General features: G+C 72.7%; 21 protein-coding genes. 11 read left to right on the forward strand and 10 right to left on the reverse strand.

Annotation, left to right across the window (positions count from 1 at the left end):
- Position 1 precedes the first annotated feature (1 nt).
- From H5965_RS31385 to H5965_RS31395, 3 genes are all read left to right on the forward strand, one after another.
- Complete coding sequence (locus tag H5965_RS31385) at positions 2 to 1,255, forward strand: cytochrome P450 (protein ID WP_310974403.1); 1,254 nt, start codon at positions 2 to 4, stop codon at positions 1,253 to 1,255.
- Positions 1,255 to 2,148 carry a LysR family transcriptional regulator gene (locus H5965_RS31390; protein ID WP_310974404.1) on the forward strand — a complete coding sequence of 298 codons (894 nt, stop codon included), beginning with the start codon at positions 1,255 to 1,257 and terminating at the stop codon, positions 2,146 to 2,148. Before H5965_RS31385 ends, H5965_RS31390 begins: the two co-directional genes overlap by 1 nt.
- A gap of 92 nt (positions 2,149 to 2,240) precedes the next feature.
- Complete coding sequence (locus H5965_RS31395) at positions 2,241 to 2,987, forward strand: SDR family oxidoreductase (RefSeq protein ID WP_310974405.1); 747 nt, start codon at positions 2,241 to 2,243, stop codon at positions 2,985 to 2,987.
- A gap of 16 nt (positions 2,988 to 3,003) precedes the next feature.
- On the opposite strand, the gene H5965_RS31400 is transcribed toward H5965_RS31395, so the two are convergent.
- Positions 3,004 to 3,816 (reverse strand): carbon-nitrogen hydrolase family protein, encoded by an 813-nt coding sequence (locus H5965_RS31400; protein ID WP_310974406.1) that lies wholly within the window; start codon positions 3,814 to 3,816, stop codon positions 3,004 to 3,006.
- Entirely contained in the window at positions 3,813 to 4,592 is a 780-nt protein-coding gene (locus H5965_RS31405) for a DUF1295 domain-containing protein (RefSeq protein WP_310974407.1), read from the reverse strand. The genes H5965_RS31400 and H5965_RS31405 overlap by 4 nt, the downstream gene beginning before the upstream one ends.
- A 30-nt stretch (positions 4,593 to 4,622) precedes the next feature.
- On the opposite strand from H5965_RS31405, the gene H5965_RS31410 reads away from it, so the two are divergent.
- Positions 4,623 to 5,834 (forward strand): threonine synthase, encoded by a 1,212-nt coding sequence (locus tag H5965_RS31410; protein WP_310974408.1) that lies wholly within the window; start codon positions 4,623 to 4,625, stop codon positions 5,832 to 5,834.
- Here the strand turns inward: H5965_RS31410 and H5965_RS31415 are convergent.
- The gene (locus tag H5965_RS31415) at positions 5,831 to 6,184 is read right to left on the reverse strand and encodes an arsenate reductase family protein (RefSeq protein ID WP_310974409.1); all 354 of its coding nucleotides are present in this window, start codon (positions 6,182 to 6,184) and stop codon (positions 5,831 to 5,833) included. The two genes, H5965_RS31410 and H5965_RS31415, sit on opposite strands and share 4 nt — an antisense overlap.
- Before the next feature lie 53 nt (positions 6,185 to 6,237).
- Here H5965_RS31415 and H5965_RS31420 point away from each other — a divergent pair, with 53 nt between their 5' ends.
- Both H5965_RS31420 and H5965_RS31425 read left to right on the forward strand, forming a co-directional pair.
- Entirely contained in the window at positions 6,238 to 6,831 is a 594-nt protein-coding gene (locus H5965_RS31420) for a TetR/AcrR family transcriptional regulator (protein ID WP_310974410.1), read from the forward strand.
- Positions 6,828 to 7,451 (forward strand): enoyl-CoA hydratase/isomerase family protein, encoded by a 624-nt coding sequence (locus H5965_RS31425; protein ID WP_310974411.1) that lies wholly within the window; start codon positions 6,828 to 6,830, stop codon positions 7,449 to 7,451. The genes H5965_RS31420 and H5965_RS31425 overlap by 4 nt, the downstream gene beginning before the upstream one ends.
- Positions 7,452 to 7,848: 397 nt before the next feature.
- On the opposite strand, the gene H5965_RS31430 is transcribed toward H5965_RS31425, so the two are convergent.
- Both H5965_RS31430 and H5965_RS31435 read right to left on the reverse strand, forming a co-directional pair.
- Positions 7,849 to 9,093, reverse strand: a complete 1,245-nt coding sequence (locus H5965_RS31430; protein WP_310974412.1) for an RNA polymerase sigma factor — start codon at positions 9,091 to 9,093, stop codon at positions 7,849 to 7,851.
- Between the two features lie 5 nt (positions 9,094 to 9,098).
- On the reverse strand, positions 9,099 to 9,449 hold the full coding sequence (locus tag H5965_RS31435) for a YciI family protein (protein WP_310974413.1): 351 nt from the start codon (positions 9,447 to 9,449) through the stop codon (positions 9,099 to 9,101).
- Between the two features lie 104 nt (positions 9,450 to 9,553).
- Between H5965_RS31435 and H5965_RS31440 the strand changes: the two genes are divergently transcribed.
- From H5965_RS31440 to H5965_RS31450, 3 genes are read left to right on the forward strand one after another with little or no spacing between them, the layout of a single operon-like run.
- Complete coding sequence (locus H5965_RS31440) at positions 9,554 to 10,003, forward strand: hypothetical protein (RefSeq protein WP_310974414.1); 450 nt, start codon at positions 9,554 to 9,556, stop codon at positions 10,001 to 10,003.
- Positions 9,997 to 10,221: a helix-turn-helix transcriptional regulator gene (locus tag H5965_RS31445; RefSeq protein WP_310974415.1), complete on the forward strand. Its 225-nt coding sequence runs from the start codon at positions 9,997 to 9,999 to the stop codon at positions 10,219 to 10,221. The genes H5965_RS31440 and H5965_RS31445 overlap by 7 nt, the downstream gene beginning before the upstream one ends.
- Entirely contained in the window at positions 10,218 to 11,183 is a 966-nt protein-coding gene (locus tag H5965_RS31450; protein ID WP_310974416.1) for an NAD(P)-dependent alcohol dehydrogenase, read from the forward strand. Before H5965_RS31445 ends, H5965_RS31450 begins: the two co-directional genes overlap by 4 nt.
- Here H5965_RS31450 and H5965_RS31455 read toward each other — a convergent pair.
- The 4 genes from H5965_RS31455 to H5965_RS31470 all read right to left on the reverse strand — a co-directional run bounded on the left by H5965_RS31455 (position 11,173) and on the right by H5965_RS31470 (position 14,173).
- Positions 11,173 to 11,358 (reverse strand): hypothetical protein, encoded by a 186-nt coding sequence (locus H5965_RS31455; protein WP_310974417.1) that lies wholly within the window; start codon positions 11,356 to 11,358, stop codon positions 11,173 to 11,175. The genes H5965_RS31450 and H5965_RS31455 overlap by 11 nt on opposite strands.
- 25 nt (positions 11,359 to 11,383) lie before the next feature.
- Entirely contained in the window at positions 11,384 to 12,199 is an 816-nt protein-coding gene (locus H5965_RS31460; protein ID WP_310974418.1) for an NAD(P)H-binding protein, read from the reverse strand.
- 56 nt (positions 12,200 to 12,255) lie between these two features.
- A complete protein-coding gene (locus tag H5965_RS31465) occupies positions 12,256 to 12,627 on the reverse strand; it encodes a YciI family protein (protein WP_310974419.1) in 372 nt (123 codons plus the stop codon).
- Between the two features lie 166 nt (positions 12,628 to 12,793).
- Positions 12,794 to 14,173, reverse strand: a complete 1,380-nt coding sequence (locus tag H5965_RS31470; RefSeq protein ID WP_310974420.1) for an MFS transporter — start codon at positions 14,171 to 14,173, stop codon at positions 12,794 to 12,796.
- Positions 14,174 to 14,197: 24 nt separating this feature from the next.
- On the opposite strand from H5965_RS31470, the gene H5965_RS31475 reads away from it, so the two are divergent.
- Positions 14,198 to 14,629: a MerR family transcriptional regulator gene (locus tag H5965_RS31475; protein WP_310974421.1), complete on the forward strand. Its 432-nt coding sequence runs from the start codon at positions 14,198 to 14,200 to the stop codon at positions 14,627 to 14,629.
- Positions 14,630 to 14,632: 3 nt separating this feature from the next.
- Here the strand turns inward: H5965_RS31475 and H5965_RS31480 are convergent, their stop codons facing one another.
- Positions 14,633 to 15,718, reverse strand: coding sequence for a serine hydrolase domain-containing protein (locus H5965_RS31480; protein ID WP_310974754.1), 1,086 nt, complete (start codon positions 15,716 to 15,718; stop codon positions 14,633 to 14,635).
- 153 nt (positions 15,719 to 15,871) lie between these two features.
- On the opposite strand from H5965_RS31480, the gene H5965_RS31485 reads away from it, so the two are divergent.
- On the forward strand, positions 15,872 to 18,097 hold the full coding sequence (locus H5965_RS31485; RefSeq protein ID WP_310974422.1) for a molybdopterin-dependent oxidoreductase: 2,226 nt from the start codon (positions 15,872 to 15,874) through the stop codon (positions 18,095 to 18,097).
- Positions 18,098 to 18,124 lie beyond the last annotated feature (27 nt).

Below are 18,124 nucleotides of genomic sequence, written 5' to 3' on the forward strand. Positions count from 1 at the left end.
CGTGACGATCACCGATCCGGACACCTACGTGCGAGGGGTCCCGTATGACGAGCTGGCGCGGCTGCGGCGCGCCGGCCCGGTGGTGCGCGTCGACGACTTCTGGGCCGTGCTCGGGCACGCCGAGGTGCGGCGGGTGCTGCGCGACCCGGGAGTGTTCTCTTCGCAGCTGGGCGGGACGCAGATCCGGGACGCGGCCGACCTCGCGTACGTGCGCAGGATGATGCTGAACATGGACCCGCCGGAGCACGGCCGGCTGCGCGGGCTGCTCACCAAGGCGTTCACCCCGCGGGCGATCGCGAAGCTGACCTCGCGGATCGAGGCCTGGGCGCGGGACCTCGTCGACGCGGTCGCCTCCGCTGGCCGGTGCGACTTCGCCGCGGTGGCGGCCGATCTCCCGCTGCTGACGCTGGCCGAGGTGTTCGGCGTGCCGGAGCAGGACCGGCGGCTGATGTACGACTGGAGCAATCGCGTGATCGGCTACCAGGACGCCGAGTACGCGGTGAGCTCGACGGTCTCCGTTTCCGAAGTGAGCGAGCTGGCCCGGGCCGCGCTCGCCGTCCGGCCGTCGCCGGGGCCGGACGGGTCGATGCCCGATCCGCGGACGCGCGCGGGCATGCCGGATCTCTACGCGTACGCGAACGCTTTGGGCGAGTACAAGCGTTCGCACCCGGGCGACGACGTCATGAGCAACCTGATGCAGCACGTCGGGGCCGACGGCGGCCGCGTCTCGCTCGCCGAGTTCGAGAACCTGTTCTGGCTGTTTTCCGTCGCGGGCAACGAAACCCTCCGCAACGGCCTGCCGGGCGGGCTGCTCGCGCTCCTCTCGCACCCCGCGGAATACCGCCGCCTGCTGGCCGACCGCTCGCTGCTGCCCTCGGCGGTCGAAGAGATGCTGCGGTGGTGGACGCCGGTCATGCACTTCCGGCGCACGGCCGTCACCGACGTCCGGTTGTCCGATGTGGACATTGCCGCCGGGGACAAGGTGGTGGTCTGGTTCTCGGCGGCCAACCGGGATCCTGCGGTGTTCCCGGAGCCGGACACGTTCGACATCGGCCGGACCCCGAACGACCACCTGACCTTCGGCCACGGTCCGCACTTCTGCCTCGGCGCGCACCTCGCGCGGGTGCAGCTGCGGGCGATGTTCGAAGCGGTGCTCGACCGGCTCGGCCAGGTTTCCCTGGCGGGACCGCCCGTGCGGCTGCGGTCGAACTTCCAGAACGGCCTCAAGTCGCTGCCGATCCGGTGGGCCGCCTGATGGAGATCCGGGAGCTGCGGGCGTTCGTCGCGGTCGTCGAGGCGGGCGCGATGTCGAAGGCGGCCCGGCAGCTGCACGTGAGCCAGCCGGCGCTGTCCCAGACGATCACGGCCCTCGAACGGCGGCTCGGCGTCCGGCTGCTGGTGCGCACCAGCACCGGCGTGCAGGTCACCGACGCCGGGACGACGCTGCTCGGCGAGGCCCGCGCCGTGCTGGCGCGCCACGACCAGGCCCTCGCGGCCATGGCCCGGCACACCGCGGACGGCGGCGGCGTGCTGCGCGTCGGCGTCCCGCTGGAACTGCCGCCGGAGCTGCTGCCGGCGGCGCTCGCGCGGCTGCCGGACACGCGGGTGCAGGCGCGGCACCTGTCGTCGGTGGCGCAGGTGGCGGCGCTGCGGGCCGGCGAGCTGGACGTCGGGCTGGTCCGCGAGCGCCCGCCCGGGCCCGATCTGGACGCGACGCTCGTGGTGACCGAGGACGTCGGTGTCCTGCTGGCCACCGAGGTCGCCGAGAAGCTGGGCGCACCGGTCCGGCTGGAGGACCTGGCCGGGCTGGAGTGGTTCGCGTTCCCGCGCGCGGGCAGCCCGGCCTGGTACGACGAGCTGGCCGCGATCCTGCGCAGTCACGGCCTCGACGTCGGGCCGGAGGTGCCGGAGGAGCAGCGGCTGATCGTCGAGCTGAAGATCCCGGCGGTCAGCGCGGGCGGGGCGTACGCGTTCGCGCCGCCCGAATGGCCCTACCCGCTGCCGGACACGGTCCGGTGGGTGCCGCTGGCCGGCACGCCGATCGTCCGGCGGACCTGGGCCGTGTGGCCGGCGGCGTCGCGGCGGCGGGACGTCGCCGAGTTCGTCGCGGCGCTGGAAGACCATCGGCGGAACGGATCGGAGGTATAAGGAGGGCCGAACACGCAGCCGGAAGTCCTTCCGGGCGGTCTCGCTTGAACCCTGCGACCGGGAAAAGACCCGGGTTGCGGAGGAGCTGAACGATGACTGCAGAACTGTCCGGGTCGACCGCACTGGTGACCGGCGGCACGAGCGGGATCGGCCGTGCGACGGCCGCCGCACTGGCCGGGCTCGGCGCGCACGTGGTGCTGTCCGGCCGGGACGCCGGGCGCGGCGCCGAAGCCGTCGAGACCATCCGCGCGGCGGGCGGGAAAGCCGACTTCGTCGCGGCCGACCTCGTCGACGCCGCGTCGGCGCGCGCCCTCGCGGACCGGGCGCGGGAGCTGGCCGGGCCGATCGACGTGCTGGTCAACAACGCCGGGATCTTCCCGACCGGACCGACCGGGTCCTTCGCCGAGGCGGACTTCGACGCGGTCTTCACGACGAACGTGAAGGTGCCGTTCTTCCTCGTCGCCGCGCTGGGGCCGGAGATGGCGGCGCGCGGCCACGGCGCGATCGTGAACGTGTCCACGATGGTCGCGGTGCGCGGCATGGCGGGCATGGCGGTGTACGGCGCGTCGAAGTCGGCGATCGAGCTGATGACGAAGGCGTGGGCGGCGGAGTTCGGGCCGTCGGGCGTGCGGGTCAACGCGGTCAGCCCGGGCCCGACCCGCACCGAAGGCACGGCGGTCTTCGGCGACGGCCTGGACGAGCTGGCGGCCGCGGGCCCGGCCGGGCGCGTGGCGGCCCCGGAGGAGATCGCGGCGGCGATCGCGTTCCTGGCGGCGGGCGACGCGAGCTTCGTCCAGGGCGCGATCCTCCCGGTGGACGGCGGCCGGCTGGCGGTGTGAGTCCCGCAGGACGGCGTCATTTCAGGAAGGTGACGCCGTCCTGGGGTCGCTCGTCGACCGTCAGCGAGAAGACGTCCGGCCGCGCGTAGTGGCCCGAGACGTCGAGGCTGTGCCGCGCGGCCACGATCTCGGCCAGGTCGATCTCCGCCGTGATCAGGCCTTCGGTGCCGCGCAACGGGCCCGCCAGGACGTCCCCCAGCGGGCCGACGATCACGCTGCCGCCGCGGAACGGGTCGTCGCCCTCCCCCTCGTACGGGCACGCCGAAACCACGAAACACCGGCCCTCGTCGGCGACGTGGCGCATCGACGCCTGCCAGACGTCGCGATCGTCCGCCGTCGGGGCGCACCAGATTTCGACGCCCTTCGCGTACATCGCGGCCCGCAGCAGGGGCATGTGGTTCTCCCAGCAGATCGCCGCGCCGGCGCGGCCCGCCGCCGTCGGGACGACCGGGAGCATCGAGCCGTCGCCGCGGCCCCAGACCAGGCGTTCGCGGGCGGTCGGGACCAGCTTGCGGTGTTGGCCCACCAGGCCGAGTGCCGGGTCGAGGAAAACGACCGTGCTGTACAGGGTCGAGCCGGCGCGCTCGATGACGCCCACGACCAGGCTCGCGCCGGTCCGCGCCGCGAGCCCGGCCAGCTCGGCGACTTCGGGGCCGGGCACCGTCACGGCCGCGTGGAAGTACTCCACGAACGGCGTCCGGCCCGGGTAGCCGCCGAGCACGGCCTCAGGCAGCACCACCAGGTCGGCGCCCCGGATCTCGTCCTCGAACGCCAGGACCCGCTCGAGCGGGACGCCGGTCGCGATCTGCAGCGCGGCGACGACCGTCATCCGCGGACCGGCCACGGGACCACGGCCGACGTCCGCCGCTGGTAGTCCGCGTATTCGGGGTACCGCGACTTCGTGATGCTCTCGGTGAACCGCGTCGAGCCCACGAACAGCAGCGTCAGCAGGACCGCACCGACGACTGTCCACTGCAGACCGCCGGCGACGACGCCGAACGCGGCGATCGCCCACCACTGCGCCTGCTCGAAGAAGAAGTTCGGGTGCCGCGAGTAGCGGAACAGCCCGTCCTGCAGGAACCGCGTCGGCGCCCGCCCGGCGTGCTTCTCGCGGTGGAACGCCCATTGCTGCTGGTCGGCGATCGTCTCCCCGACCAGGAAGGCGGCGAAGATCAGCGCGACGACGACGTCCGCGGCCCCGAAGCCGCCGGGGTGCTCCAGCGCGGTCAGGGCGGGGAGCGTGATCAGCAGCAGGATCACGTTCTGGTACAGCGAGATGAAGAAGAAGTTGAACAGCTGGAACTGCCACGGCGCCATCCGCTCGCGCAGCACGGCCCACCGGTAGTCCTCACCGCCGGGCGCGTACCCGCCCTTGCGGGCGAAGTTGAAGGTCAGCCGCGCGCCCCACAGCGCGACCAGCGCGAACATCACGTCCAGCCGCGCGTCGGCGAACCCGGCGGCACCGGCGAAGATCCCCACGTAGGCCACCGGCACGATCGACCAGATCCGGTCGACCCAGGAGTACTCCCTGGTCAGCACCGAGACCACCCAGGTACCGAGCGTCACACCGGCGAAGACGTACAGGCACACCCGCAGCGCGTCCATGTGCTCACTTTAGGACCTAGGATCGGCGTTGTGCCGTACTCGTTCCTCAGCCACCTCGAGTGCTCGCGGACCGGCGACCGCCTGGACGCCGACGCCGTCCAAGGCCTGTCCCGGGCGGGCGCGCCGCTGCTCGCGCGCTACGACCTCGACGGGGTCCGCGAAGCCGTGACGCCGAAGGAGATCGCCGGGCGCGAGCCGACGCTGTGGCGCTACCACGAGGTGCTGCCGGTGCGCTCGGCCGAGCATGTCGTCAGCCTCGGCGAAGGCATGACGCCGTTGCTGCGGCTGCCGTGCTACGGCCGTGAGCTGGGGCTGTCACGCTTGTGGATGAAGGACGAAGGCCTGGTCCCGACCGGCACGTTCAAGGCGCGTGGCGCCGCGGTCGGCGTCTCGCGGGCGGCCGAGCTGGGTGTGCGCGGGATCGCGATGCCGACGAACGGCAACGCCGGCGCGGCGTGGGCGTTGTACGCGGCGCGCGCGGGGTTGTCGAGCCTGGTCGCGATGCCGGACGACGCCCCGGCGATCACCATGCGCGAGTGCGTCGCGGCGGGCGCCGAGCTGTACCGGGTGGACGGTCTCATCGGCGACGCGGGCAAGCTCGTCGCCGCGGCGGTCGGGCGGCGGCCCGGCGTGCAGGACGTCTCGACGTTGAAGGAGCCGTACCGCATCGAGGGCAAGAAGACGATGGGGTACGAGATCGCCGAGCAGTTCGGCTGGCGGCTGCCCGACGTCATCCTCTACCCCACCGGCGGCGGCGTCGGCATCATCGGGATCTACAAGGCGCTGCTGGAAATGCGGGAGCTCGGCTGGGTTTCCGGGCCGCTGCCCCGGCTCGTCGCCGTGCAGGCCACCGGGTGCGCGCCGATCGTCACGGCGTTTTCGCGCGGTGAGCGGGAAAGCACGCCGTTCCCGGACGCCCGCACGGTCGCCTTCGGTATCACGGTCCCCAAGGCGCTGGGCGACTTCCTCGTGCTCGACGCCGTGTACGCGACCGGCGGCACCGCGATCGCCGTCACCGACGAAGAGCTTCTCAAGGCGCAACGGGACCTGACGTCGTACGAAGGCACCTTCGTCTGTCCGGAGGGCGGAGCGTGCTTCGCCGCGCTGAGGCACCTACGCGAGTCGGGGTGGCTCGAGGGCGGCGAAGACGTCGTCGTGCTCAACACCGGCGCCGGGATCAAGTACCCGGAGACGGTGCCCCTGGACGTCCCGCTCCTGTCGACGACCGACGCGATTCCTTAAAGGACCGACCGCACGGTCTCGGGATCGCGGGCGACGACCGTCGTGCCGTCGTCCGCCGTGATGATCGGCCGCTGGATCAGCTTCGGGTGCGCGGCGAGCGCGTCGATCCACTTCGGCCGGTCCGCGGGAGTGCGGCCCCAGGTCTTGAGGCCGAGTTCCTTCGCGACGGGCTCGGCGGTGCGCGTGATGTCCCACGGTTCGAGGCCGAGGCGCTTCAGGACGGCTTCGAGCTCGGCGGCCGTCGGCGGGTCCTCGAGGTAGCGGCGCACGGTGTATTCGGCGCCGGCCTCGTCGAGCATCGACACCGCGGACCGGCACTTCGAGCAAGCCGGGTTGATCCAGATCTCCACGGCGGCAGCCTACCGCCCTGGTTTTGGAGCGCGTGCTCTGTTACGGTCGCGGCATGCCCCGCCCTCGCGTCCACGACCTCGACGCGCTCCTCGACGTCGCCGAGCGGCTCGTCGCCTCCTCGACGGAAGTGACGGTCCGTGGCCTGGCGACGGCCGCGGGCGTCCCGAACGGGACGATTTACCACGCTTTCGGGTCGCTCAGTGCGGTGAAGGCTCAGGTCTGGCTACGCGCGGCCACGGCGTTCCTCGACCTGCAGACGTCCCGGGTGGATCAGGCTCCTTCGCCGGTGGAGGCGGTCGTCGCGGCCGCGGACACGCCGGCGGAGTTCGCGTTGCTGCGCCCCGACGGCGCGCGGATGCTGCTGTCGGTGCGCGGCGACCGGCTGTTCGGGCCGGAGCTGCCCGACGAGCTGGCGGAGGCGCTGCACGCGGTGGACAAGCGCCTGGTCGCGCTGCTGGTGCGGCTGGCCCGGCACCTGTGGGACCGCGGGGACGGGCTGGCCGTCGACGTGATCACGACGTGCGTCGTCGACCTGCCGACGGCGTTCTTCCGGCGTGACATCACCGATCAGCTGGTGCGGGAAAGGCTGGCCGCCGCGGTGCGGGCCGTGCTGACCGTGCCCCCTCGAGAAAAGGACCGACCGTGACCGTTTCCGTACTCGACCTGGGCGCCGGCGAAAACCGGTTCTCCCCGGACTGGCTCCAGCGCGTGCATTCCTTTTTGGACGGCGTCGAAGGCCCCTTGGTGACGACCGGCAGCGGCAAGTTCTATTCGAACGGCCTGGACCTCGAATGGCTGACGGCGAACGGTGACCGGGCCTCGGAGTACGTCGCGGAGGTCCAGGAGCTGTTCGCGCGGGTGCTGACCCTGCCGGTCCCGACGGTGGCGGCGATCAACGGCCACGCGTTCGGCGCGGGCGCAATGCTGGCGATGGCCCACGACTTCCGCGTGATGCGCAGCGACCGGGGTTATTTCTGCTTCCCGGAGGCGGACATCAACATCCCGTTCACCCCGGGCATGGCGGCGTTGATCCAGGGAAAGCTGACCCCCTCGGCGGCGATCGCCTCGATGACGACCGGCCGCCGCTTCGGCGGACCGGCGGCGGCGGAGATCGGACTGGTGGACGAGGTCGCGGCCGAGGGTGACGTGCTGAAGGTGGCCCAGGAGCGGGTGGAGGAACTGGCGGGCAAGGACCGCGGAACGCTGGGCGCGATCAAGGCAACGATGTTCGCCCCAGCCGTGGCGGCCCTCCGGGCGGCGGGGTAGGCCTCCGGCCCCCGGTATCCAGCTTACCGGGGGCCACCGACAATTTCGGCCGGTCAGCGGCGCGAGCCGCTGCAGAGGCAGCGGAGGCGGCAGCGGCGGCAGCCAGCAGCGGCGGGAGCAGCGGGAGCTGCCGCGGCGGCAGCAGCGGCGGCGGCGGCGGGAGCAGCGGAGCAAGCGGCAACGAGCTGCGGCGGCGGAGCAGGCGGCGGCAGCGGCAGCGGCAGCGGCAGCGGCAGCGGCAGCGGCAGCGGAGGTAGCAGCAGCGCCCGCGGCGGCGGCAGCGCCCCCCACCCCGCGCCTCTTACCCCTCGACCTCCGCCAACCGCCCCGCAAACGAACCCCGCAGCGGCGGAAGCCGAGCCGCCCAAGCGAGCGGCAGCGCCCACCACCCCTCCCCCTACCCCTCCACTTCCGCCAGCCGCCCCCGCAAATGGACCCGCTCCGGCTCGGTCCCCGCCAGCTCCAAGGCCTCCCGGTACGCCGAAGCCGCCTCCTCGACCCGACCGAGCCGGCTCAGCAAATCCCCTCGCGCCGCCGGAAACGGGCTGTATCCCCGCAATCGCGGCTCCTCCGCCAGCCCCTCCAACAACGCCAGTCCCGCCTCCGGACCGTCCCTCATCGCCACCGCCACCGCTCGGTTCAGCTCCACCACCGGCGACGGCGCCAGCCTGCCCAGCACGTCGTACAACGCCACGATCTGCGGCCAGTCCGTGCTCGCCACGTCCGCCGCCTCGTCGTGGAGGGCCGCGATCGCCGCCTGGACTCCGTACCAGCCCGGTGGGCCTCCCGTCAGCGCCTGCTCCACCAGCGCCGTCCCCTCGGTGATCATCGAGCGGTCCCAGCGGCTGCGGTCCTGGTCGTCCAGCAACACCAGGTCGCCGTCCGGGCCCGTTCGGGCTTCCCGGCGGGCGTGGACCAGCACCATCAGCGCCAGCAGGCCCGTGACCTCCCGCTCCCCCGGCAGCAACCGCCGGAGGATGCGGGCCAGGCGGATGGCCTCCTCCGCCAGGTCGAGCCGCTGGAGGTCCGGGCCCGAGCTGGCCGCGTAGCCCTCCGTGAAGATCGAGTACACCACCTGCAGCACGCCCGGCAGCCGGCCGGGGAGCTCGGCGGCGTCCGGGACGCGGAACGGGATCCGCAGCGTGCGGATCCGGTTCTTCGCCCGGACGATCCTCTTGCCCATCGTCGCGCTCGGCACCAGGAACGCGCGCGCCACCTCCGGGGTCGTCAGCCCGGCGAGGCAGCGCAACGTCAGCGCCGCCCGGTCCTCCGCCGGCAACGCCGGGTGCGCGCACGTGAAAAACAACTGGAGCCGCTCGTCCGGCAATCCACCCGACGGCGAGGGCGGGGCGGGCGCCGTGCGCTCGGCCTCGACCTGCAGCACCGCGAGCCGGGCCGCGTAGGCCTGGTCGCGGCGCAGGCGATCGACCGCCTTGCGCCTGGCCGTCGTCATCAGCCAAGCGCCCGGCTTCGGCGGCACGCCCTCGGCCGGCCAGTGCACCAGCGCCTCCTCGATCGCCTCCGACGTCACCTCCTCGGCGAGGTCGAGGTCGCCGAACCGGCGGGCGAGCGCGGCCAGCAGCAGCCCGCGCTCCTCCCGGAACACCGCCTCGAGGGTGAGCCGGGGCGCCTCGCCCGCCACCGCCGTCAGCCCTCGTAGCCGGCCAGCGGCCGGACCACGATCGACCCGCCGTCGCGGGAGCCCGGGCAGCGCGCCGCCCAGTCGAGCGCGACGTCGAGGTCCGGCACGTCGACGACGAAGTAGCCGCCGAGCACCTCGCGGGACTCGGCGAACGGGCCGTCGGTGACCAGCCGCTCGCCGCGCTCGTCGACCCGGACCGTGGCCGCCGTCGTGAAGTCGGCGACCGAATCGCCGCCGACGTGGACGCCGGCTTCCTTCAGGGACTTGTCGAACAGCATCCAGTCGTCCGGCGTGCTGCAGCCGGTGGGCGCGCCGTCGGCGTCGAGAGCGGCGTTGATCAGCATCAGGTACTTCACGGTTCCTCCTGTGGCTCGGTTGCCGTACGCCAGCACTACGAACGACGGCCGGCCCGTTGGACACCCTGCGCCGGAATTTTCTCATGTCAAGAAACTTTGACACGATGTCTGGTTTGTTTTACCTTGGCGAGGTGACCCACGAAGAAAAGAACGCCTGGATCCTGGGGATCGCCGCGGTGGTGAGCTACGCGGTGTACCTCGTGCTGGTCCTCGGCCGGGCCGGCGGGCGGCCGCTGGCCGAGGTCCCGTACGTCGCGGCGCTGCTCTGGACGGTCGGCACGTCCATCGTCGCGACGATCGTGCTGAGCATCGTCGTCGCGATCGTGTCGAAGGACGGCGCGAAGGATCAGCGCGACGTCGAAATCGGCCGGCTGGGCGAGCACGTCGGCCACTCGTTCGTCGTGATCGGCGCCGTCGCCGCGCTGCTGCTGGCGATGGCCGAGGCGCCGCACTTCTGGATCGCCAACGTCATCTACCTGGCCTTCACGCTGTCGGCGGTCCTCGGGTCGATCACCCGGATCTTCGCCTACCGGCGGGGTTTCCAGCCGTGGTGAAACCGACCCGCGTCACGAACTCGCTGCGCGCCCTCCGGTTCGCGCACGGCCAGATGACCCAGGCCGAGCTCGCCACCCGGCTCGGGGTCACCCGCCAGACCGTCATCGCCATCGAGCAGGGCCGCTACTCGCCCTCGCTCGAAATGGCGTTCCAGATCGCGCACGTGTTCGGAGTCCCGCTCGAAGAAGTGTTCCAGTACCCGGAGGAGTCGTCGTGAAAGCCATCGTCCAGGACCGCTACGGAAATCTCGGCGTTCTCGAACCGCGCGACATCGAAAGACCGGCGCCCGGGCCCGGCGAGGTCCTCGTGCGCGTGCACGCGGCCGGCGTCGACCCGGGCGTCTGGCACCTGACCACCGGGCAGCCGTACCTGGTGCGCCTGCTCGGTTTCGGTGTCCGCAGGCCGAAGAACCCCGTGCGCGGCCTCGACTTCGCGGGCACGATCGAGGAGACCGGGGACGGCGTCACGAAGTTTCGCCCCGGCGCCGAGGTGTTCGGCGAGTGCACCGGCGCGTTCGCCGAGTACGCCGTCGCGAAGGCCGATCGGGTCGCGGCGAAACCGGCCCGGCTCTCGTTCGAGCAGGCGGGAGCCGTCGCGATCTCCGGGTGCACCGCCCTGCAGGGCCTGCGCGACGCGGGCCGGGTCCGGCCGGGCCAGTCCGTCCTGGTGATCGGCGCCGCGGGTGGCGTCGGGTCGTTCGCGGTGCAGCTGGCCAAGACCTTCGGCGCCGAAGTGACCGCGGTGTGCAGCACCGGCAAGACGGACCTGGTCCGCGAGCTCGGCGCCGACCACGTCGTCGACTACACGCGCGAAGACTTCACCGGTCGGCGGTACGACCTCGTGCTGGACACCGCGGGCGCGCGCCGGCTCAGGCACTTGCGCCGGGCGCTGACGCCGCGCGGCACGCTGGTGCTCGTCGGCAGCGAGACCGGCGGCCGGTGGCTGGGCGGCACCCAGCGGGTCGCCGGCGCGGCGCTGCTGAGCCTGTTCGTGGGCCACCGGCTGCGCGGCCTCGTCTCCGCGGTCCGCGGCGCGGACCTCGAAGTGCTGCGCGAAACGATCGGAGCCGGCGGCCTCACGCCCGTGCTGGATCGCACCTACCCGCTCGCGGACGCCGCGGCCGCGATCGACTACGTCCACAAGGGACACTCGGCCGGCAAGGTCGTGCTCACGCTCTGAAGCCGCGGTCCTGCAGCTTCTTGATCCGGTCGACGTGGACGGGGTGCCCGGCCAGCAACCGCGCGGCCATCGGGTCGGCCCGGTCCTCGCCGAGCCGTTTCGACCAGGCGAGCACCGGGCCGAGCAACACCCGGCCGGCGGGGAGGACCCAGAAGTACGCAGGCCACCCGGTCACCGTTTACGCTGCTCTCCCCACCGGGTCAGCGGAAGACGCCCGCGTGCGCCTCGGCCCACTCCTCGAACGTCCGCGCCGGCCGCCCGGTCACCTCCGAAACCGTCGGGTGCACCGTGGCCTCGTCCAAGGTCCCGTCGACGTAGAAGTTCCAGAACGCGTCGACGTACTCGCGCGGCATGCCCGCTTCGAGCTCCACCCGTGTCTCGTCGTCCGACAGCTCGACGGTCAGCAGGTCCCGTCCCAGCACCGAGGCCAGGACCGCGACCTGCTCCGCGGGCCGCATCGCCACCGGCCCGGTCAGTTCGTGCACCAGCCCTTCGTGCCCGCCGGCCAGAGCGAGCGCCGCCACCGCCGCGATGTCCGCCGGGTCGATGCACGCCACCGGGACGTCGGGGAACTGGACGCGGACCGTGTCGCCCGCGCGCAGCTGCGGCAGCCAGCGCAGGGCGTTCGACATGAACGCGCGCGGCCGCAGGAACGTCCAGTCCAGGCCCGATTCCCGCGCCGCGCGCTCGGACAGCGTCATGTACCGGGAGACGGCGTTGTCCAAGTCCTCCAACGCCGCCGAGCCCCCGGACAGCAGCACGATCCGCCGCACCCCGGCGTCCCGCAGCAGGCCGGACATGTCCTCGTAGCCGGACAGCAGGAAGACGCCCTCGACCCCCTTGAGCGCGTCCGTGAGGCTTCCGGGCGAGCCGAGATCGCCCACGGCGGCTTCGACCCCGTCCGGGAGGACGACGTCCGGCCGGCGCACCAGCGCCCGGACCGGGGCGCCCACCGCCGCGAGTGCCGAAACCACTTCCGCGCCGACGTTGCCGGTGGCGCCGGTGACCAGGAACATCCGCTCACCCCCCCGGAGTCGTTTGTCCCGGCCAGCCTAGCGCCACCGGACGGACGTCAGTCCTGCGTCGGCAGCTCGTCGAACTCGACGACCTGGCGGACCTCCACCTCGATGTCCTGGTCGAACAGCTCGACGTAGCGCTTGGCGAACTCGACGGCCTCCGCCCGGTCCGCCGCGTTGATCAGCGCGAACCCGCCGATGACCTCCTTGGCCTCGGCGAACGGCCCGTCGGTCACGCGGATCGCGGCCCCGCGCGGCTTGCGGACCAGCGAGCCCTTCTCCGTCGGGTGGACGCCCTCCGCGGTGATCAGGATGCCCTTCTCCGCCGCCTCCTGGATGAACCCGCCCATCTGCTCGATGAACTCCTGGCTCGGGTTCCAGCTCTTCGGGTCCTGCTCGTCGACCCGGTGCATCATGAGAAACCGCATGGTGTGCTCCCTGGTGTTCCCTCGGCCGGGGTCCGGTGCGTTCCCGGACGCGGTGACCGGCCTTCACCCCCGCGTCGAACGGCCGCGACCGGCGTTCGACATTTCCCCGGGGAGATTTTTCCGGCAGCGTACCTGTGACCTGCATCACCAGGAGGGTGCGCGTCGATCATCCCGTCGGTCGCGGGAGGCTGAGCTCGTCGAACAGCGCCGCCGCCCGGCCGGCCGTCGCGGCCGCCCGGCGTCCGGTGCTCAGCAGCGCCAGGACGACCAGACCGGCTCCGAGCCCGGCGACCAGCCACCACACGCCGTGTCCCGCGCTCGAAAGCGCGACGCCGAGGGTGGTCCCGGTCTGCCGTCCGGCGGAGGCCAGCGACGCGGCCACCCCGGCCATCGACCCCGGCATGCCGGAGACGGCGGTGTTCGTGATCGGCGGGTTCACCGTGCCGAGGAACACGCCGAACAGCAGGAAACTCGCGAGCACGGCGGGCAGCGGCGTGGCCGGGCCGAGGAACGCCGAGACGACGCCGCCCACGGCGAGGGCGGCACCGGCGACCACCAGCGGCCACCGCGGCCCGCGCGTGCCGACGAACCGTCCGGTCCGCGGGGACAGGACCAGGACCAGTACGCCGACCGGCAGCAGGCACAGGCCCGCTCTCAGCGGGGTCAGGCCCCGGACGTCCTGCAGGTACTGCGTCGTGACGAACAGGAAGGCGCCGAACCCGCACAGCGCGAACAGGGCCATGACGATCGCCGCGCTGAACGAGAGGCTGCGGAACAGGCGCAGTTCGAGCAGCGGATCGGTGCGGCGCGGTTCGTAGGCGAGGATGCCCAGGACGCCGAGCCCGGCGAGGACCAGCAGGCCGACGCTCCACGGTGACGTCCAGCCCAGCCGCGGCGACTCGATCAGCGCGGAGACGACGCTGCCGAGCACCAGCAGCACGAGCACCTGCCCCACCGGGTCGAACCGGCGGGCCCGCGGCGCACGCGACTCGGGCACGAACAGCGTCGTCGCGACGAGCGCGGCGGCGATGATCGGGACGTTGACCCAGAAGACGGCCCGCCAGCCGAAGCCGTCGACGAGCGCGCCGCCGAGGATCGGCCCGAGCGCGAGCGCCAGGCCCGACATCGAACCGAACACGCCGATGGCGCGAGCGCGCTCGGCCGGCGCGGGGAAGGTGGTGGCGACGATGGCCATCGCGACCGGGTTGAGCATGGTGCCGCCGGCGGCCTGCAGCGCGCGGGCCGCGATCAGCCAGCCGATGCCCGGGGCCAGGCTGCACAGCAGCGACCCGAGGCCGAAGAGGGCGAGCCCCCACCGGAAGACGCGGCGGCGGCCGAACCGGTCGGCGGCGGACCCGGCGAGCACGAGGAAGGCCGCCAGCACGAGCGTGTAGGCGTCGACGGTCCACTGCAGTCCGGAGACGGAAGCGCCCAGGTCATGGCGGATGGCGGGCAGGGCGACGGTGACGATGGAGATGTCCATCACCACGACGACGATGCTGGCGCAGCAGATGGCGAGCACGAGCCCGGGACGGTTGGTGGTCATGCCTTCGACGCTAGGATTTAGAGCGTGCTCGAAGTCAACCCGATCCCCGCGGAGGGCCTGTCGATCGCGGACGCGGCCCGCCGGACCGGGGTCAGCGCCCACACGCTGCGCTACTACGAACGAGCGGGCCTCGTGGTGACCCGGGTCGACCGCACGAGCGGCGGCCGGCGCCGCTACCACAAACTGGACCTGGACTGGATCAAGATCTGCACCAAGCTCCGCGCGACGGGCATGCCGATCAAGACGATCCGCCGGTACGCGGACCTCGTCGCCGCCGGCCGCGGCAACGAGCAGGAACGCCTGGCCCTGCTGGAGGAACACCGCGCCGACGTGCTGGCGAGGCTGGCGGAGCTGGAGGAGAACCTGAAGCTGATCGACCGGAAGATCGGGGTGTACCGGGGCCGCCTGGAGGCGGGTGACGCGGACGGCCTCTGGGCGCCGGGCCGGCCGCGCTGACGCCTACCCCAGGCCGCTGTACGCCGCGCCGACCATGGTCATGCCGCGGCCGTCGCCGACGATGGCGTCGAGCATCTGGTTCATCGCGTAGGCGACGGTGAGGCCGGCGTCGAGGTCGTTGAACACCAGCGAACCGCCCATGCCGCCCCAGAAGCAGTTCCGGCCGCTGATGCCGTAGCCCAGGCCGTACCGCATCGGGACGCCGAAGCCGTAGTCGAGACCGTGGTACTGCTCCTCCAGTGCCCGCTCACACCCGGCCCGCGAGAGCAGCCGGACGCCGTCGACGGCCCCGCCGGCCGACAGGACCGACTGGACCCGGGCGACGGACCGGGCATTGCCGTAACCGGCCCCCGACGGGATTTCCGCACGGCGCCAGGCCGCGGTGTTCGTGTCCTCGGGCACGAACTCGGGATTGGGGGCGGCGTCGAAGAGCTCGGTGGGCGGCGGCACGGTCAGCCCGCCGGGCGGCGCGAGGGACGGCGCCACGCGGTGGTGGTGGCGGTCGGGCAGTCCGATGTGGAAATCGGCGCCCAGCGGCCCGGCGACTTCCGCGGCGAAGAACGCGCCGATCGTCTTCCCGGTGATCCGGCGGACGATCTCCCCGAGCAGGAACCCCTGCGTGAGCGCGTGGTAGCAGCCGATTTCCCCGGGTGTCCACCGTGGTTTCTGCGCGGCCAGCAGCGTGGTGACTTTGCCCGGGTCACCGATGTCTTCGAGCGTGATCGGCGTGTCCCAGACCGGCAGCCCCGCCGTGTGCGACAGAACGTGCCGCACGCGGACGTCCGCGGCGCCGAACTCCGGCCAGTACCGGACGAGCGGCGCGTCGAGGTCGAGCTCGCCGCGATCGGCGAGGATCAAGGCGCACAACGCGATCATCGTCTTGGTCGTGGACCAGACGTTGGTGATCGTGTCTTCTTCCCAGGCCACGGTCCGGCCGGCGTCGGCGTACCCGCCCCACAGGTCGGCCACCAGCTCGCCGCGGAAGGCGACCGCGACCGAAGCGCCGACGTCGTCCTTGGCCAAGGACTCCGCGAGCGCGTCGCGCACCTCTCCGAACCGCTCGTCGCACGTTCCGTGCACCTGCACCATGGGCACGGACTCAACTCCGTCGCCCCCGGCCACGCCACCGAATTAAAACCGGCGAATTCCCCACGAAAAGTCCTTTATCAACTTGTAGTGCGCCACCCGGGTGCGCCGGTGCCACGATGAATGCTCCGGACGGACGTATCGAAAGGTGCGCCGATGGCGACCGAAGTGGCGACCTTCTGCCCGCTGTGCGTGTCCCGGTGCGGGGCCACCGCCACCGTCGAGGACGGACGCCTGCTCGCCCTGCGCCCGCTGCCCGGCCACCCCACCGGGCAGGCCCTCTGCGTCAAGGGCAAGGCCGCGCCGGAGATCGTCGAGCACCCCGGCCGGCTGCTGCACCCCCTGCGGCGGACCGCTCCGAAGGGCGCGGCCGACCCCGGCTGGGAGCGCATCGGCTGGGACGAGGCCCTGGCCACCGTCGCGACGCGGCTGACGGCGATCGCCGCCGGGTCCGGGCCGGAAGCCGTCGTGTTCGGCAGTGCCTCGCCGTCGACGTCGGCGATGTCCGATTCGGTCGACTGGCTGACCCGGCTCCGGCGGGCCTTCGGAAGCCCGAACCTGGTCAGCTACATGGAACTGTGCGGCTGGGGACGCCATCTGGCCACCACCTACACCTGGGGCGAGCCGGTGCCCGGCGCCTACCTGCCCGATCTCGACCACGCCGGCTGCGTCCTCTACTGGGGGTACAACCCGTCGGTGTCCCGGCTCGCGCACGCCACCGCGACCACGGCGGCGCTGCGGCGGGGCGCGAAGCTCGTCGTTGTGGACCCGCGCCGGGCCGGCCTGGCCAGCAAGGCCGACCACTGGCTGCGCGTCCGGCCCGGCACGGACGCCGCTCTCGCGCTGGCGATCACCCACGAGATGATCGAAAACGGCTGGTACGACCCCGACTTCGTCGAACGGTGGACCAACGCGCCGTGGTCGGTCCGGACCGACACCGGCGAGCTGCTGGCCCCCGGCACACCGGTGCCGGCCGGGGTGGCGACCCGCCGGGTCTGGGACCTCATCGCCGAAGAGTGCGCCCGGTTCGCCCCGGACGTCGCCGAGCGGATCACCGGCGTCCCCGCGGACCGGATCACCGCCACGGCCCGGCTGCTGTGGGAGGCGCGCCCGGTCGCGTTCTACACCTGGAGCGGGCTGGAGCAGCACAGCAACGCCACGCAGACCGTCCGGGCGATCGGCCAGCTGTACGCCCTCACCGGCTGCCTCGACGTGCCCGGCGGGAACGTGCTGTTCACGCCCGTGCCGGCGAACCCGGTCGACGGAGCGGCGCTGCTGCCGGACGGGCAGCGGGCCAAGGCCATCGGCGTCGGCGAACGGCCGCTCGGCCCGGCGCGGTTCGAGTACGTCACCGGCGAGGACTTCTACCGGGCGGCACTGGACGGCGTCCCGTACCGGGCCCGGGCGCTGGTCAACTTCGGCGCCAACCTGGTGCTGGCCCACGGCGACAGCGCGCGTGGCCGGGACGCCCTGCGCGCACTGGACTTCTTCGTGCACACGGACCTGTTCATGAGCCCGACCGCGGAGCAGGCCGACATCGTGCTGCCGGCGACGAGCGCGTGGGAAGCCGAGGCGCTGCGGATCGGGTTCGAGACCGGCCAGGACGCGCAAGCCACCGTCCAGCTGCGGCGTCCGCTGGTCGCCCCGCGCGGCGAAGCGCGTCCGGACCTGCGGATCATCTTCGACCTCGCCGTCGCGCTCGGGCTGGGCGAGCACTTCTTCGACGGCGACATCGAGGCGGCCTGGCGCCACCGGCTCGCCCCGAGCGGCCTGAGCCTCGAACAGCTGCGGGCCGCCCCCGAGGGCATCCGCCTGCCGCTGCGGACGGTCCACCGCAAGTACGAACGGCAGGGGTTCCGGACGCCCTCCGGCGTCGTCGAGCTGTACTCCGAAACGCTGCTCCGGAAGGGGTATCCGCCGCTGCCGACCTACGACGAGCCGTCGATCGGCCCGCTGTCCCGGCCGGACCTGGCGGCCCGCTACCCGCTGGTCCTGACCTGCGCCAAGTCGCTGTTCTTCTGCGAGACCCAGCACCGCGCGATCCCGAGCCTGCGCAAGTCCGCCCCCGACCCCCAGGTGGAGCTGCACCCGGACACGGCGGCGGCCCGCGGCATCACCGCCGGCGACTGGGTGCGGCTGGAGACGCCCCGGGGCAACGTCCGCGCGCGGGCGAAGTTCAACGTCAACCTCGACCCGGGCGTGGTGTGCGGCCAGCACGGCTGGTGGCAGCCGGCGGCGGGCCTCGGCGAGCCGGGCTACCCGGTCACCGGCGAGGGCAGCGCCAACCTCAACCTCGTGCTGGCCCAAGGACCGAGCGACCCGGTGAGCGGCAGTTCACCGTTGCGCGCGTCGCTGTGTGAGATCGCGCTGGAGAACGGCTGACGGCTCCGGGTCCCCAGGGCGGGCGAT

The organism is Amycolatopsis sp. 505 (assembly GCF_031625235.1).
GTDB lineage: Bacteria > Actinomycetota > Actinomycetes > Mycobacteriales > Pseudonocardiaceae > Amycolatopsis.